The sequence below is a fragment of the Halomonas sp. KAO genome, assembly GCF_015595025.1.
Classification (GTDB): Bacteria; Pseudomonadota; Gammaproteobacteria; order Pseudomonadales; family Halomonadaceae; genus Halomonas.
Window position 1 is genome coordinate 15,614 of sequence record NZ_JADNRL010000005.1, and the last position, 15,703, is coordinate 31,316.

Below are 15,703 nucleotides of genomic sequence, written 5' to 3' on the forward strand. Positions count from 1 at the left end.
ACCGATATTCCCCTGACACGATGAGGCCCGCATGCACGACTGGATTTCCGAGTTGGGCGCAGAGTCGCTCACCGACGACCGAATCAGCTTCGACACACAGGACCCCGCACGCCAGGCCCTGGATGGCACGGTGGTGACACCGCTCGTGCAGTTCGGTGTGCTCGACGTGAAGGGCGCCGACGCCGAGAAGTTCCTGCAGGGCCAGGCGAGCACTCAGCTCACCCTGGTCGACGGCCACTTCGCGCCACTGACCATGTTCTGTACCCCCAAGGGGCGCATGCTGGCCAACGCCCAGTTGCTGCGCGTGGCAGAAGAGCACTACCGGCTGATAATGCATCGTGACCTGGTCGACTCCCTGGCGGAGCATCTGCGCAAGTTCGCCGTCTTCTACAAGGTTGAGCTGGCCACGCGGCAGGACCTCGCCCTGATCGGACTTATCGGCCAGGAGGCCGGCGCGCTGGCCGAGGTACGCCTGGGGGTTGCCCCACCGTCCCACTGGCACCAGGCCGGCGATGCCGAGACTCAGCTGCTGGCGCATCCAGGCCCCCGCCAAAGGCTACTGGCTCTCCTGCCCGCGGATCGCGCCGCCGATATCTGGCGCCGGCTGGTCGACCAGGCCACGCCGGTGGGCAATGCGGTCTGGTGCCTGCACGACATCCAGGCGGGCCTGGCCTGGTTGACCGCCCAGCATCGCGACGCCCTGCTGCCCCAGATGATCAACTGGGAGGCGCTGGGCGGCATCAGCTTCAAGAAGGGCTGCTACACCGGGCAGGAAGTGGTGGCGCGTGCCCACTTCCGCGGGCAGGTCAAGCGCCGGACGATGCGCGGCCAGCTCGAGGGAGCGGTTTTGCCCGAGATCGGCAGCCCGGTAGTGGATAGCCGCGAGAAGTCGGTGGGCGAGGTGCTCGCGGCGGAGCGTGACGCCTACGACCAGGCCGAGGTGCTGGTGGTGATGAGCACCAAGGAGGACATGGGACCGCTGAGTGTGGCGGGACAGAAGCTGAAGCTGCTGAAGCTCCCTTACCCCGTCGAACGCCTGGATCCGGAAACCCTGGCCACCCTATAACCCAAACAGGCGGCGGGCATTGGCGGTGCTGTTCGACGCCACGCACTCCGGCGACTGGCTGCGCAGCGCCGCCACCGCACGACAGACCTGATCGACGGCGGCCGGCTCGTTACGCTGCCCCTGATGGCCGGCCAGGGGCATATCGGGGCTGTCGGTCTCCAGCACATAGCCGTCATCGGGAAGCGACCTGACCGCCCGGTGCAGACGCCTGGCCCGTTCGAAGGTGACCGCTCCCCCCAGCCCGACAACGAACCCCAGCTCGAGGAATCGGCTCGCCTGTTCGGGGGAGCCGGCGAAGGCATGGATCAGCCCACCGACTGGAGGCGCCAGCTGGCGAAGCCGCTTGGCTACCTTGTCGTTTGCCTGCACGCAGTGGATCACCACCGGCAGCTTCCTCGCCTTGGCCAGCCTGAGCTGAGCATCGAACAGCTTCCACTGGGCCTCGAGAGTCTCGGTGAAACGGGCGTCGATGCCGCACTCCCCTATCGCCACCACCTGAGGGTTGTCATCCAACGCCTGGGCCAGGGCATCGAGGTCCGCGTCACGGTGAGATTCCATAAAGTAGGGATGCAACCCCAGGCAGACGCTGACATCGTCACGCCCGCCCAGCGCCAGCACCGCGTCCCAGCGTGCCCGGGTGGTGCCGGGGACCACGAAATGCCCCACCCCCGCGGACCTCGCCCGCTCGAACACGGCGTCGCGGTCGGCGTCGAAGGCGGGGAAATCGAGATGGCAGTGAGCGTCGATCAGCATAGCAGGTGCCTGTTCCAGTATCTCTGGTGACTCCGTTTGGGCGATTCATCCTGTGTCGAATGGCCAGGCGCCGCTGCCTCGCCTCGACACAGGTCCAACCCGGGGCAATGAAAACTGAATGGATACATTTCATCACCTTTTACTCACATAGATGGGTGGGAAAAGCCCTTTAAACGTACTACGTTGGACATGAGGCGATAAATAGAAGGAGGTCTGCGGAACTGCTTGAGGTCAAGCTTCAGTCTCATAGAAAGCTCGAGATGACTGCTGTCGACAAGGCCGCACAACATGCATCTTCTCGTATTAAGGGGTGTACACCATCTCGATATGAGATGCATGGAACGCAACATACCTAGATGGAGAAACGGCATGAAGCATATCGTACATACCACTGCACTCATGATGTTCCTTGCTCTATGTTCAGGTACCGCACTTGCTGCCGATCATCAAAAGGGGGACATGGACGAGATGGCTCCTCACAGCGGGGTGGATTCGGCTAACGACGCCGGCGATGGCACCGCCAGCGGCACAGACTCCATGAAGCTATCGGAGGATGAAGTTACCCCGGATAGTGGCGTGGATTCCGCCAACGACCCCGAAGACGGCACCGGCAACGACTCCAAGGTGTTGCCGGAAGGTACAACCGCTCCTAACAGCGGTGTGGACTCCGCCAACGATCCGGAAGACTGACCTGCACTGACCCTGATTGACCTTTCATACGACTGGTCTTCCAGCCAACAACGCCGACCCGTCTTGGGTCGGCGTTGTCGTTCATGGCCGCGGACTCAGCTTTCCTGGCGGACTCACCTTACCTGTTAGTGCTCCCCTGTCAGTGCTCCCGGGTCGCCTGGAAGCGGATCTCGGGCCAGCGCTCCTGGGTCATCTGCAGATTGACCCGCGTGGGGGCGATATAGGTCAGGTAACCGCCGCCGTCGATGGCCAGATTGGCACCGGCCTTGCGCTTGAACTCCTCGAGCTTCTTCGCATCGTTACAGTAGACCCAGCGCGCGGTATTGACATTCACCCCTTCGTAGACGCAGTCGACCTTGTACTCCTCCTTGAGGCGATGGGCGACCACATCGAACTGCAGGGTACCCACGGCGCCGAGGATCAGATCGTTGTTGGCCATCGGCATGAATACCTGGGTCGCCCCCTCTTCGGAGAGCTGCTGCAGGCCCTTCTGCAGCGCCTTCATCTTCAGCGGGTCCTTCAGCTGGACACGCTTGAACAGCTCCGGGGCGAAATGAGGAATGCCGGTGAAACGCATATCCTCACCCTGGGTGAAGGTATCACCGATCTGGATGGTGCCGTGGTTGTGCAGGCCAATGATGTCACCCGGCCAGGCCTCCTCCACCTGGGCGCGATCCGAGGCCATGAAGGTCAGCGCATCGGCAATCTTGACGTCCTTGCCGATGCGAACATGGCGCATCTTCATGTTCTTCTCGTACTTCCCCGAACAGACGCGCAGGAAGGCGATACGGTCGCGGTGCTTGGGATCCATGTTGGCCTGAATCTTGAACACGAAACCGGTAAAGCGGTCGTCCTCGGCCTCCACGATGCGCGCGTCGGTTTCACGGGGCTGGGGAGGCGGCGCATATTCGACGAAGCCATCGAGCATCTCGCGTACGCCGAAGTTCCCCATGGCGGTACCGAAGTACACCGGCGACAGTTCGCCGCGGCGATAGGCCTCCAGATCGAACTCATGGGAGGCGCCGCGCACCAGCTCCACCTCCATGCGCAACTCCTCGGCCTGCTCCTCGCCGAGCAGCTCATCCACCTCGGGGTTGTCGAGCCCCTCGATGCGCTTGTCGTCGGGAATGCGGTTGCCCTGGCCCTGGGTGTAGAGATGGATCGTATCGTTGTAGAGGTGGTAGACCCCCTTGAAGTGGCGGCCCATGCCGATGGGCCAGGTCATCGGCGCACACTGGATGTTGAGCACCGTCTCGACCTCGTCCATCACCTCGATGGGGTCGCGAATATCGCGGTCCATCTTGTTGATGAAGGTGAGAATCGGCGTGGTACGCAGGCGACACACCTCCATCAGCTTGATGGTGCGAGCCTCGACACCCTTGGCGCCATCGATCACCATCAGCGCCGAATCCACCGCGGTCAGGGTGCGGTAGGTGTCCTCGGAAAAGTCCTCGTGGCCTGGCGTGTCGAGCAGGTTGACGATGCGCCCCCCATAGGGGAACTGCATCACCGAGGTGGTCACCGAGATGCCACGCTCCTGCTCCATCTTCATCCAGTCGGAGGTCGCGTGACGGTCGTTGCGCTTGCTCTTCACCGAGCCAGCCATCTGGATGGCATTTCCAAACAGCAGCATCTTCTCGGTGATGGTGGTCTTGCCCGCATCCGGGTGCGAGATGATGGCAAAGGTGCGTCGAAGCCCGGTCTCATGGGCCTGTTTCTGGTCTGACATGCGTTGAGGTCGCCAATTTGTACTCGCCCCAGGCCTGACGAGTGGTCATGCCGGGTCGAGAGAGGAGTTTGGCGCCTATTCTACGCCCTCGCCAGGGTGAAATGTAGGCCGAGCGCACCCCTCATCGACTCGGCCGCGCTATCATGGCCGGGTTCTCAAGGAGCCAACATGCCAGCCACCCAGCCACTTCCACTCTCCACGCCCAACCGCAACCTGGTACGCCTGACCATCGTGCGCGGCATCACCTGGACGGGGTTTCTGGCGGCCATCATCTTCGGTGTCGAGGTGCTCGGCTTCGAGCTCGAGGTCACCGCGGTGATCAGCGTGATACTGGTGATGGCATTGATCAACCTGGCGACCTGGTGGCGCCTGGGGCGTCATCGCGATGTTACCGACGGTGAATACCTGCTCCACCTGCTGGCCGATGTTGGCGGGCTGACGCTGCTGTTCTACTTCACCGGCGGCGCCAGCAATCCCTTCATCACCTACTACCTGGTGCCGGTCACCATCGCCGCCGCCACCCTGCCCTGGCGCTGTGCCTGGATCATCGCCGCCACCTCGATGCTGGGCTACAGCGCCCTGCTGGCCTTCTATCATCCCGTCCCGCAGCTTGGAGGGGGACACGGCTCCAGTGGGGAGTTGAATCTGCATGTGCTGGGCATGTGGCTCAACTTCGCCCTGTCGGCGGGACTGGTGACTTTCTTCATCTACCGGATGGCCCATGCGTTGCGCCGCAGGGAGCAGGCGCTGTCTCGCACTCGTGAGGCCGCGCTGCGCAATGAACAGGTGATCGCCGTGGCCACTCAGGCCGCCGGCACCGCCCATGAGCTGGGCACGCCTCTCTCTACCATGGCGGTCCTGCTTTCCGAAATGCGAGAGGAGGCGGAGGCCGACGACCACCCCAGACTGCAGCAGGATATCGAGCTGCTGCGCCAGCAGGTGGATACCTGCAAGTCACGACTCCAGCAGCTCGTGGAGAGTGCCGACCGACGTCGCATGGGCAAGCCGCAGATTACCGACGCCGAAGTGTGGCTGGGTGGCGTGGTCCAGCGCTGGCTGGTGCTGCGCCCCGACGTCAGCCACCAGATGAGCGTGGCGGAGCACCGCAGCCGCCCCATGCTGGCCGTCGATACGACCCTCGAGCAGGCACTGATCAACCTGCTCAACAACGCCGCCGATGCCAACCCCGACGATATTGCGGTCAGCCTCGACTGGGATGACGATGAGGTGATCGTCGACATTCGCGATCACGGCCCCGGGGTCGCCCTCTCCATCGCCGACCAGCTGGGTGAGACCTTTGTCTCCACCAAGAGCAAGGGAATGGGCATCGGCCTGTTCCTGACCCACGCCACCATCAACCGTTTCGGCGGCGGTGTCAGCCTCTATAATCACCCGGAGGGTGGCACCCTGACCGAGGTCGTGCTGCCACGCGCGGCAGGCACCGAATGAATTCACCTACCATCCGAGCGAGAACCCCATGCAAGAGACGCCCCAACGCCTGCTGATCATCGACGATGACGAGATGTTCTGCCATGTGCTTGACCGCGCCATGACCCGCCGCGGTTACGAGGTGGTGGTTGCCCGAGACGCCCAGGAGGCCCTCTCCCTGGCGCGACAGCACCGCCCCGCCCTGACCACGCTGGATCTCAAGCTGGAGCACGAGTCCGGACTCAAGCTGCTTCCGGAACTGCTGGAAGTGGTGCCGGAGTGCCGCATCGTGATCCTCACGGGCTACTCCAGCATTGCCACGGCCGTGGAGGCGATCAAGCTGGGGGCGGTCAACTACCTGTGCAAGCCGGCCGATGCCGACGAGGTGCTGGCCGCCTTCGAGAAGGATGATGGCGACCCGCAGATCGAGGTGGCCGACCAGCCCCCTTCCATCAACCGCATCGCCTGGGAGCATATCCAGAAGGTACTCCAGGAGCACGACGGCAATATCTCCGCCACCGCCCGGGCCCTGGGCATGCATCGACGCACCCTGCAGCGAAAGCTGCAGAAGCGGCCGGTGCGCCGATAAGCTTCCAGCTCCGGGCGAAGCCCGGTTATTGAGCCGTCCATCCCAGATCGATATTCCAGCTGGCACCGGTCACGGCACCGGCCGAGTCGGACGCCAGGTAGGCCACCAGCTCGGCCACCTCGGCGGGCTCGATCAGTCGTTTGACGGCGGCATTCTTGAGCATGATCTGTTCGATCACCTCCTGCTCCTGCATCCCGTGCAGCTTCGCCTGGTCGGCGATCTGATTGTCGACCAGCGGGGTCTTCACATAGGCGGGACAGATGGCGTTGGCAGTAATCCCCTGGTTCCCCCCCTCCAGGGCGGCGGTCTTGGTCAGGCCGATCATGCCGTGCTTGGCGCTGATATAGGCCGACTTGCCCGGCGATGCCACCTGGGCGTGTACCGAGGCGATATTGACGATGCGCCCCCAGCCATTCTCGCGCATGGAGGGCCAGACGGCCTGGCTCAACAGGAAGGGGGCCGTCAGCATCAGGTCGATGATCTGACGCCACTTCGCTTCGGGGAACTCCTCGATCGGCGAGACGTGCTGAACGCCGGCATTGTTGACCAGGACATCGACGCGGCCGAAGCGCTTGATCGCCTCGGCAACGGCGGCCCGACAGGCATCCCCATCGGTCAGGTCTGCCTGGAAGAAGCTGGCGCCCGCCTCTTCGGCCACCTCTCGACCCGCGGGGTTGAAGTCCACCGCCAGTACCTGGTGGCCCAGGCGGCAGAAATGACGAACCACCGCCTCACCGATACCGCTACTGGTACCGGTGACGAGAGCGACGCGGGGGGTGACGGACGCAGACATGGGCAACTCCTTGCTCGAACGATGTAGGGGGTTGGGGTTGAGGTTAGCGGCTCTTCAGGAGCCATCAGCACAAGAACCATCAGCATAAGGGGATCTAGGCAGGCCGCGCCAGCTCCAGTCGTCCTGTGCCGTCACTCCTGCGGCTCGGGCGGTGAAGATGCCGCTGCCTCGCGGGTCATGACACGCTCCATCAACCGCTGGGCGAGGCGGCTGGCGTCCTGACGCGAGGCCACATCGGTCAGGTCATCGAGCAGCACCAGGCGCCAACAGACGACCTCATCGCCCAACGCGACCGCCTCCATGGGATAGCGACCCGAGGGCAATGTCAGCATGCAGCGCTCACCCACCTCGGGTCGAGGGGCATCCGCTCGGTCAGGCAGCATCACCAGCCATAGCGAGACCGGCGTGACCAGGGCCCCGACCAGCTGCTCGCCATGCTCGGGGAGACGATAGCACTGGAAGCAGAGGGCATCCGCGGCCAGCAGGGGGTTGAACTGGGGCAGTGACTTCGACTCGCGCAGATGAGTGGCGGTCCAGGCCTCGGCGAGTCGCCGCAGGCGCTGATACTGTTCGGGCGTCAGGGCATGCATGAGGCTCTCCATGTCGATAATCGGCGCCAGTATAGGCGCAGGGGTCCATCGGGCCCAACCAGGCGTCGGCGCAGGGTCGATGGAATTGCTAGGCTAACGTCATCCCGATAGCCACCCACGATAGCGACCCACTCAAGCCGAGGTAATCCACCATGACCGACAACGAGCGCCTGCAGCACGCCCTGGAGATCGCCAGGGAGGCGGGCGAGATGATCCAGAAGGCACGTCATGACCGGGATTTCAGCCAGTCATACAAGGCTGGCGAGGAGCTGGTGACCGATATCGATGTGGCGGTGGATCGCCATATCCGGGATCGCCTGGAATCCACCTTCCCCGGGGAGGCCCGCCTCAGCGAGGAGCTCTCTCCCAAGCGCAGCGAACTGGCGGCCGAGGGGGCGCTATGGGTCGTCGACCCCATCGATGGCACCGTCAACTTCGCCCACGGACTTGCCCATGTGGCCGTTTCCATCGCCTGGCTGGAGGATGGTGTGCTTCGTGTCGGTGTTGTGCATGCTCCCTTCCTGGGCGAGACCTTCACCGCCATTCACGGCGAGGGAGCCTGGTGCAACGCTCGACCGATCCACGCCAGCCGCCGCAGGGAGTTGAGCCGCAGCCTGGTTGCCACCGGCTTTCCCTATCGGCGTGATAGCCGGCCACCGCTGATGCGCCGGCTGGCCGCCGTACTGGAGCAGTGCCAGGATGTGCGTCGCAATGGCTCGGCGGCACTCGATCTATGCGATGTGGCCTGCGGTCGGCTGGATGCCTACTACGAGAGCGTCTCGCCCTGGGACTTCGCGGCGGGCTGGTTGATCGCCAGGGAAGCGGGTGCCCGGGTCGGTCATCTCTACCCCTGCCCCGAGGGCATCCCGGAAGCCCTGTATGGCGAGAACCTGCTCGCCTCGAGCCCCGGCATCCACGCCGAGCTGGGCGATCTGCTACGGCGTGCCGATGCCGGTGAACTTAACGGGCCATGAATAGGGGTCATAAACAAGGTACGGCTCTTTTGCCATGACCAACTTCAATACCCCTATAGCCGCTCTCAATGGCTCGACTTGCCGGTGCCTATTGGCCAGGGGCGCACCGATCGTCGACAATGGTGACCCGTTCCATTCATGTTCGCGCTGATAGCGCCGAGGAGTTTCGATGTTCGTGACCATCTATGGCCGCCCAGGCTGCCCCTTCTGCGTCTTCGCCAAGGATCTGGCCCAGCGTCTCGAGGCGCGCGATGCCATAGACGGCTATCGCTATGTCGATATGCCCTCCGAAGGACTGACCAAGGCGGATCTCAGCGTCAAGGTGGGCCAGACCGTACATACCGTGCCTCAGGTGTTCCTCGATGACACACCCATCGGCGGCTTCTCCGAATTCGATCAATACGTGCGTGAGGGCGGACTGCTGACTGCCACCGCCACCCACTGAACCAGGGCAACGGCGGCTGCGTGGTCCAGGCGTTGAAAGGCGCTTCTCTGCCGGCGCCTATACTTCCCGCCAGTCATGCCGACAAGGGAAGCGGGTTCGATGCAGAGGGCAGAGTTCATTCAGCAGCTATGGCTGGATTTCATTCATCAACATCCGGAGATCGGCGGGCTGCGTCTATGGCCCCCCGGTGCCTCGGCAGAATATCTCGCCCTGCTGACCCTCAATCACCGCCATCACGGCATGGAAGCCCTGCTGCCATCCCTCGAACACTTCGGCTTTCGCATCCGCCATCGTCACGCCATGGCGGATCGAGGGTTGCTGGTCAATCTACTGGCGCCGCCTCAGGAGGGGCCATGGCTGGCGGTCGCCGAGCTGCAGATCGGCACCCTGTCGAGACAGCCGAGGGCGCTACTCGAGGAGCTCGTCGAGCGAGCCCCCGAGACCGCACACCGCGGCCCCAACCGCCTGTGCCGTGGGCGCCCCTGGCCGATGCCGGAGTGGCAACGTTACCAGGCGCTTCATCAGGCTCACCCGCTGGCGGCGGTACTGGCCATTAACGGCCCTCGCGTGCATCACGTCGGATATGACTGCCAACGTCTCGGCACCTCGATTGACGACCTGCACCGAGGAATGGAAGAGGCCGGCCTTGCCGGCACCGGTGACCGTCATCATGGCCTCTTCCCCATCTCGCCGATGGTCGACTATCGCTTCTACCCCTCCGGTTCGCGCAACCTGCCCTTCGCCGAGGGGGACGAACATCGGGTCGAAACCGGCGGCATCGCGCTGGTCGAGAAGTCGGTAACCACTCATCAGGAGCGCCTGGTCGAGCTGCTGCTTCCCCATCACACCCGCTGTGAACTCTCCTGAGCTCATCCACATTTTCTGTGGATAACGTTGTGAAGCACTCTCCTCAGGCCCCGAGACCATCGGACCTGCGGCGCAACGGTCATAAAATCGCCACCCATCAACGGCCACGGCCCGGACGCTGAACGTCCGGGCCGTGGCGGGATCGGGCAGTGATCGGCTTCAGTCGAAAGTCATTTCCGGAACATGGTCGGGCACCACCAGCTTGCCCGCCGTCAGCTCCTTGATCTCCTCCACGCTGACACCCGGTGCACGCTCCTTGAGATGGAAGGCGCCATCCTTGATCTCCAGGTAGGCGAGATCGGTCAGCACGCGGTTGATACAGCCAGCACCGGTCAGCGGCAGGTTGCAGCTCTCGAGCAGCTTGGACTCGCCATGCTTGGAGGCGTGGGTCATGGTGCAGATGATATTCTCGGCGCCCGCGACCAGGTCCATGGCGCCGCCCATGCCCTTGATCAGCTTGCCGGGGATCATCCAGGAGGCGATGTTGCCGTTCTGATCGACCTCGAAGGCGCCCAGCACGGTCAGGTCGACATGACCGCCGCGGATCATGCCGAAGGACTCCGCCGAGTCGAAGATCGCCGCCCCGGGGCGCGCCGTCACCGTCTGCTTGCCGGCATTGATCATGTCTGCATCGACCTCCTCCTCGGTGGGGAAGCGCCCCATGCCGAGCAGGCCATTTTCTGACTGCAGCATCACGTCGATCCCGTCGGGGATATAGTTGGCCACCAGGGTGGGAATGCCGATGCCGAGGTTGACGTAGAAGCCATCTTCCAGCTCACGCGCCACGCGCATTGCCATCTGTTCGCGAGTCAGTGCCATCTTGTTGCCTCTTTGTTCGATAAGAAACGGTCGGTGATATACGCTCGTTGCGCGGGGGTCACGCTTCGCGCACGGTGCGCTTCTCGATGCGTTTCTCGAAGGAGCCCTGGATGATACGGTCGACATAGATCCCCGGGGTGTGGATCTGGTCCGGCTTCAGCTCGCCCGGCTCGACGATCTCCTCGACCTCGACCACCGTGATGCGACCGCAGGTGGCCGCCAGCGGGTTGAAGTTCTGAGCGGTGTCACGGTAGACCACGTTACCGTAACGGTCGGCCTTCCAGCCCTTGATGATGGCGAAGTCGGCGTGAAACGCTTCCTCGAGGATATGCGGACGACCATTGAACTCGCGCACCTCCTTGCCCTCACCGATCGGCGTGCCATAGCCCGTGGCGGTATAGAAGGCCGGGATGCCCGCGCCGCCGGCGCGCATCTTTTCGGCCAGGGTACCCTGAGGCGTCAGGATGACCTCGATCTCATCGTTGAGCATCTGCTGTTCGAACAGCGCATTCTCACCGACATAGGAGGCATAGATCCGCGAGATCTGCTTGTCCTCGAGCAGCAGCCCCAGGCCGAAGCCATCGACGCCACAGTTGTTGGAGATCACGGTCAAATCCTTCACACCTTGACGCTTGATCTCAGCAATCAGGTTCTCGGGAATACCGCAGAGGCCAAAGCCACCGGCGGCGACGGTCATGCCACTCTCGATGCCTGCCATCGCCTCTTCATAGGAGTTAACGCGCTTGTCGAATCCGGCCATAGGACGCCTCATTTGTTGTGGCTGAAAAGTACCCGGGAAGAATAGCGGGTCTGTGGAGAGTCGTAACCCCAGTGTTGGCTCAGGGAATATATTTGTTAAGTTTGTTTTTTTTATCATTTGATCGCAAAGACTTATTAATTTAACTTTCGTCGCATAGACTTCGCGGATACCCGACCCATGACCGCCAAACAGCTGCGCGCCTTCCTGGCCGTCGCCCAGACCCTCAGCTTTACACAGGCCTGCGAGCATCTTCACCTCTCCCAGCCAGCACTGAGCCTGGCGATCAAGGGCCTCGAGGAGAGCCTCGGCGGACGCCTGCTGACGCGCACCACGCGCAGTGTGCGCCTGACGCCAGAGGGCGAGTCGCTGGTCCCGCTGGCCAAGCGGTTACTGGCCGAGTGGGACAACACCGAAGAGCTGATGCGCCAGCGCTTCACCCTGCAGATGGGACGCCTCGGGGTCGCCGCCATGCCCTCCTTCGCCAGCAATCTGTTGCCCCCCGCCTTGATGGCATTTCGCCAACGTTATCCGCGCATCAACATCACCGTGCATGACGTGATCAATGAGCAGGTCATCGACATGGTACGCAACGGCCAGGTGGAGCTGGGGATCGCCTTCGAGCCAGAGGCCACGGGCAGCCTCGCCTTCACCCCCCTGTTCAATGACCGCTTCGTGGCCGTGGTGCCGCCCCGCTCGCTGCTCGCCCGGCACGCCCGGCTTCACTGGGAGATGCTGCTTACCCACGACTTCATCGCCCTGCAGCGCCCCTCCATGGTGCGCCGACTGCTGGAGCAGCAGCTGGAGGCCGAGGGGCTGGCACTGGCCACCGCCTTCGAGAGCCACCAGCTCGCCACCGTCGGCAGGATGGTGGCCAGCGGACTGGGCGTCAGCGCCGTCCCCTCGTTGTGCCGTGCCCAGATGGAGGAGCTTGGTGCCTGTTGCCTGCCCCTGGAGGCCCCCGCCATCGAGCGCGCCGTTGGCATCCTGACCCATGGCGAACTCTCCACCGCCGCCCTGGCCCTGAAGGAGGTCATCGTCGAAACCCAGCATGCCGCTGACCAGCCCCCTGTCACTCCCTAGATGGCTGGGGGATTGCTGGCGGTGCTGGGCAGGCACCGGAGGATCCTTTAGCATTGCCCCATTATCGTGATCACTCATGGAGACCGGCATGTCGACCCTCAGGGGCATTGTCAGCCTGCTGTTGCTTATCCTGACCACCCTGCTATGGGGTCTTCCCCTGCTTCTGATGACACTGGTCAAGCTGGTGACACCGGGCCATCGCTTGCGCCTGGCGGTGCTCAAGCTGCTTAACGCGATAGCCCTCAACTGGATCGGCCTCAACCTGTGGTGGATGCGGCACTGGCTGAAACCGAATCTGGAGATCGAGATTCCGGAAGGCCTCTCCCGCCGGCAGGGCTGGCTGGTGCTCTCCAACCATCGCAGCTGGACCGATATCTTCGTGCTGTTCTTCGCCCTGCATCGTCGCATTCCCATGCCGCGCTTCTTTCTCAAGCGGGCATTGATCTGGGTGCCCATCGTGGGGCTGGCCTGGTGGGCCCTCGAGTACCCCTTCATGCGCCGCATGACCGCCGAGCAGAGGGCCCGCCACCCTCACCTCGCCCGTCGTGACCAGGAAGCCACGGAGCGCATGTGTCGGCGCGCCCATGAAATGCCCATCGCCATCTTCAACTTCGTGGAGGGCACCCGCTTTACAGCGGCCAAGCAGGCCGCCCAGGCGTCACCCTATCGGCACCTGCTGAGGCCTCGCGCCGGCGGCGTCGCTCAGGTACTCAACCTGCTGGGCGATCAGCTCGCCGGCATCACCGATGTTACCCTTCACTACGACAACCCGAACCCGAGCTTCTGGGGCTACCTGTGTGGTCGCGAGGGTCGTATCGTGATGCAGACCCGTGTCCTGCCGGTCGAAGACTGGATGCATGGCGGCAACTACCAGGACAACGCCAGCGACAAGGAACGCTTCCACTCATGGATCAATACGCTTTGGCAGCAAAAGGACGAACGGCTCTCGCGCTTCTGATCGCTCTGCTGCTGCTTACCGGGTGCGCCTCACAATCGACCGACAGGGTCACACGCGACGCGGCAAAGGCCTCTCGTAACGGTGGCTGGGTTATCGTGCAGCGGGGTGACACCCTGGGCACCCTGGCACAGCGCGCAGGTATCCCCCTCGAGCGACTGCAGCGCTTCAATCCGAATGTGAACGCCAGACGCCTGGCCGTTGGCCAGCGACTGCTGATGCCCACCCAGCGCGAACGCGCCCCCTACCGTGGCCCCTACCGTTATCAGGTGCGCCCCGGTGATACCTACACCCGTATCGCCCGGCGCTTCGCGACCCAGGCCTCGCGTATCCAGTCAGCCAACCCCGGTGTACGGCCCACCCAGCTCAAGGTCGGCCAGCTGATCCAGGTTCCGCTTTCCGCGCGCAGCACGGCTTCCCGTTCCAGTGGCGGCTCGAGCTCGAACTCGAGCAAGCCGAGCGCCCCGCGTCGCGCCAGCCTGCCGGATCCTGGGGCGCTCCCAGGCTCGGCGCGTCGCTGGCCCTGGCCGCTGGATGACTATCGCATCGCCAGAGCCTACGGCACCGACAGCCACGGCACCCTGCAGCCCATGCTGCTGGCCACCAAGCGTGGCGCCAGGGCCAAGGCCGTCGCCTCTGGCGAGGTGCGTTATGCCGGCAGCATGCGTCAGCTCGGCAAGGTGGTAATCGTCCATCACCCCGACAATCTGCAGAGCGTCTACGCCCTCTGCGATCGCCTGCTGGTGGAAAGTGGTCAGGACGTCACTCGTGGGGAGGCACTCTGTAGCGTGGGTCACAGCAACGCCACCGAACGCCATGATCTGCTGTTCGACCTTCGCCACGGCGGCAAGCCGGTCAATCCGCGCCGCGTGCTGCGTTGAAGCGGGTACTGGAGGCACCACCCCTATGGCTTAGCCATGGTGTGCTGACACCCGCAGAGTCCGACCGCCTGCTGAGCCAGCTGGATCAAGCGCTCTGCTGGCAGCGTCCCACACTGCGCCTGTATGGTCGCGAACACCCCATCCCACGTCGCCAGGTCTGGATGGGGGATACCAGAGCCTGCTACCGCTATTCCGGGCGTGACTTCACCCCCAAGCCCTGGCATCCGATCGTGGCCGACCTGCGCGATCGGGTCGTCGCCACCCTCGCTTCGGAGGGAATCGATGCCCGCTTCAATAGCGTGCTGCTTAACCGTTATAACGACGGTGATGAACGCATGGGGTGGCACAGCGATGATGAGCCCGAGCTCGGCGATAGCCCACTGATTGCCGCGCTCAGCCTGGGCGCCGAGCGTCCGCTGCGCTTTCGCTGGAAGAACCGCCAGGCCCCCGCCTTCAACCTCTGGCTACCCCACGGCAGCCTGCTGGTGATGGGGCCCGGGGTCCAGGCGCAGTTACAGCATGCCCTACTGCCCCGACGCATCCCGGGCCTGCGCATCAGCCTGACCTTTCGCCGAGTCCTCGGGCCAGGTTGATGCTGAACAAGCGATGTTTCATGGGTCGGCGCATAGCTCGATAACGGTATAAAACACTCCCCTACGCAGCACCTGCGTCACCTCACACGGGCCCTGGAGTTGGCCCGCCCCCCCCCTGGGACTGGACACCTAGGGCGTCTCACGCTCCTGCATCTCCTCCCGATAGGTCCTGGCCAGTTTCGACTTGGTGGTGTCATCGAATACCCGCCCGGCCAGCTGAAAGACCTCCTGCTCCTCCTCCTCCAGGTGATGAAGCACCAGCTCCTGCAGCTTCCTGGCCGCGGCCAGCCAGCCCGGCGAGCTGTAGTCCGTGGTATCGAGCGCCTCGAGCGCCTCATCAATCTCGTGATGCTCGGCGACACTGTGCCTCGCCTTCTCCTGGGTCAGGTCGTACTCCATCATCGGTACGTAGAGAGAACGCTCCTCGGCCCCGGCATGATTGATCAGTTCGGCGCGCAGGCGCCGATAGAGCTCGTCGCGCCCATCGCTGTCACCGCTGGTTTCGACCAGCAGCGATAACAGTCGACGCTGCTTGTCGTGGCTCTCACGCAGGGCCTCGAAAATTGTCATGGCACTCTCCCCCGGTAGTCATCGATGTCATGGATAGGCGCACTGCCTGGCCGGCAGGGCCTCGGTACCAGTCTGGTAGGCAAGGGCGACAACGACAATCTCGCGACGCTAGCCACAACGG

General features: G+C 63.6%; 18 protein-coding genes. 11 read left to right on the plus strand and 7 right to left on the minus strand.

The window, feature by feature from the left end; translation table 11 throughout:
* Nucleotides 1–31: 31 nt before the first annotated feature.
* Nucleotides 32–1,066, plus strand: coding sequence for a YgfZ/GcvT domain-containing protein (locus tag IOC61_RS01240; RefSeq protein WP_195687077.1), 1,035 nt, complete (start codon nt 32–34; stop codon nt 1,064–1,066).
* On the opposite strand, the gene IOC61_RS01245 is transcribed toward IOC61_RS01240, so the two are convergent.
* Nucleotides 1,061–1,819, minus strand: coding sequence for a TatD family hydrolase (locus IOC61_RS01245; RefSeq protein WP_195687078.1), 759 nt, complete (start codon nt 1,817–1,819; stop codon nt 1,061–1,063). The two genes, IOC61_RS01240 and IOC61_RS01245, sit on opposite strands and share 6 nt — an antisense overlap.
* A 369-nt stretch (nt 1,820–2,188) precedes the next feature.
* Between IOC61_RS01245 and IOC61_RS01250 the strand changes: the two genes are divergently transcribed.
* On the plus strand, nt 2,189–2,509 hold the full coding sequence (locus tag IOC61_RS01250) for a hypothetical protein (protein ID WP_195687079.1): 321 nt from the start codon (nt 2,189–2,191) through the stop codon (nt 2,507–2,509).
* 139 nt (nt 2,510–2,648) lie between these two features.
* On the opposite strand, the gene IOC61_RS01255 is transcribed toward IOC61_RS01250, so the two are convergent.
* Nucleotides 2,649–4,238 (minus strand): peptide chain release factor 3, encoded by a 1,590-nt coding sequence (locus tag IOC61_RS01255; protein ID WP_195687080.1) that lies wholly within the window; start codon nt 4,236–4,238, stop codon nt 2,649–2,651.
* A 168-nt stretch (nt 4,239–4,406) separates the two neighbouring features.
* Between IOC61_RS01255 and IOC61_RS01260 the strand changes: the two genes are divergently transcribed.
* Entirely contained in the window at nt 4,407–5,687 is a 1,281-nt protein-coding gene (locus tag IOC61_RS01260) for an ATP-binding protein (RefSeq protein ID WP_195687081.1), read from the plus strand.
* A gap of 28 nt (nt 5,688–5,715) precedes the next feature.
* Nucleotides 5,716–6,255 carry a response regulator transcription factor gene (locus IOC61_RS01265; protein ID WP_195687082.1) on the plus strand — a complete coding sequence of 180 codons (540 nt, stop codon included), beginning with the start codon at nt 5,716–5,718 and terminating at the stop codon, nt 6,253–6,255.
* A gap of 25 nt (nt 6,256–6,280) precedes the next feature.
* Here IOC61_RS01265 and IOC61_RS01270 read toward each other — a convergent pair whose 3' ends face one another.
* Both IOC61_RS01270 and hybE read right to left on the minus strand, forming a co-directional pair.
* The gene (locus IOC61_RS01270; RefSeq protein ID WP_195687083.1) at nt 6,281–7,048 is read right to left on the minus strand and encodes a 3-hydroxybutyrate dehydrogenase; all 768 of its coding nucleotides are present in this window, start codon (nt 7,046–7,048) and stop codon (nt 6,281–6,283) included.
* 131 nt (nt 7,049–7,179) lie between these two features.
* Complete coding sequence (gene hybE / locus IOC61_RS01275) at nt 7,180–7,638, minus strand: [NiFe]-hydrogenase assembly chaperone HybE (RefSeq protein ID WP_195687084.1); 459 nt, start codon at nt 7,636–7,638, stop codon at nt 7,180–7,182.
* A gap of 152 nt (nt 7,639–7,790) precedes the next feature.
* On the opposite strand from hybE, the gene IOC61_RS01280 reads away from it, so the two are divergent.
* From IOC61_RS01280 to IOC61_RS01290, 3 genes are all read left to right on the plus strand, one after another.
* Nucleotides 7,791–8,612, plus strand: coding sequence for an inositol monophosphatase family protein (locus IOC61_RS01280; protein WP_195687085.1), 822 nt, complete (start codon nt 7,791–7,793; stop codon nt 8,610–8,612).
* A 169-nt stretch (nt 8,613–8,781) separates the two neighbouring features.
* The gene (locus IOC61_RS01285) at nt 8,782–9,057 is read left to right on the plus strand and encodes a GrxA family glutaredoxin (protein ID WP_195687086.1); all 276 of its coding nucleotides are present in this window, start codon (nt 8,782–8,784) and stop codon (nt 9,055–9,057) included.
* Between the two features lie 99 nt (nt 9,058–9,156).
* Entirely contained in the window at nt 9,157–9,924 is a 768-nt protein-coding gene (locus tag IOC61_RS01290; RefSeq protein ID WP_195687087.1) for a DUF1338 family protein, read from the plus strand.
* Nucleotides 9,925–10,083: 159 nt separating this feature from the next.
* Here IOC61_RS01290 and IOC61_RS01295 read toward each other — a convergent pair whose 3' ends face one another.
* Together IOC61_RS01295 and IOC61_RS01300 are read right to left on the minus strand one after the other, a co-directional pair.
* Nucleotides 10,084–10,743, minus strand: a complete 660-nt coding sequence (locus IOC61_RS01295; RefSeq protein WP_195687088.1) for a CoA transferase subunit B — start codon at nt 10,741–10,743, stop codon at nt 10,084–10,086.
* 58 nt (nt 10,744–10,801) lie between these two features.
* Nucleotides 10,802–11,503: a CoA transferase subunit A gene (locus tag IOC61_RS01300; RefSeq protein ID WP_195687089.1), complete on the minus strand. Its 702-nt coding sequence runs from the start codon at nt 11,501–11,503 to the stop codon at nt 10,802–10,804.
* A gap of 177 nt (nt 11,504–11,680) precedes the next feature.
* On the opposite strand from IOC61_RS01300, the gene IOC61_RS01305 reads away from it, so the two are divergent.
* The 4 genes from IOC61_RS01305 to IOC61_RS01320 all read left to right on the plus strand — a co-directional run bounded on the left by IOC61_RS01305 (nt 11,681) and on the right by IOC61_RS01320 (nt 15,012).
* Nucleotides 11,681–12,583, plus strand: a complete 903-nt coding sequence (locus tag IOC61_RS01305; protein ID WP_195687090.1) for a LysR family transcriptional regulator — start codon at nt 11,681–11,683, stop codon at nt 12,581–12,583.
* An 88-nt stretch (nt 12,584–12,671) separates the two neighbouring features.
* Nucleotides 12,672–13,541, plus strand: coding sequence for an acyltransferase (locus IOC61_RS01310; RefSeq protein ID WP_195687091.1), 870 nt, complete (start codon nt 12,672–12,674; stop codon nt 13,539–13,541).
* Complete coding sequence (locus IOC61_RS01315; RefSeq protein ID WP_195687092.1) at nt 13,490–14,419, plus strand: M23 family metallopeptidase; 930 nt, start codon at nt 13,490–13,492, stop codon at nt 14,417–14,419. Before IOC61_RS01310 ends, IOC61_RS01315 begins: the two co-directional genes overlap by 52 nt.
* Nucleotides 14,420–14,460: 41 nt before the next feature.
* Entirely contained in the window at nt 14,461–15,012 is a 552-nt protein-coding gene (locus IOC61_RS01320; RefSeq protein ID WP_324254668.1) for an alpha-ketoglutarate-dependent dioxygenase AlkB, read from the plus strand.
* 129 nt (nt 15,013–15,141) lie between these two features.
* Here the strand turns inward: IOC61_RS01320 and IOC61_RS01325 are convergent, their stop codons facing one another.
* On the minus strand, nt 15,142–15,582 hold the full coding sequence (locus IOC61_RS01325; RefSeq protein ID WP_195687094.1) for a hemerythrin domain-containing protein: 441 nt from the start codon (nt 15,580–15,582) through the stop codon (nt 15,142–15,144).
* Nucleotides 15,583–15,703: the final 121 nt, after the last annotated feature.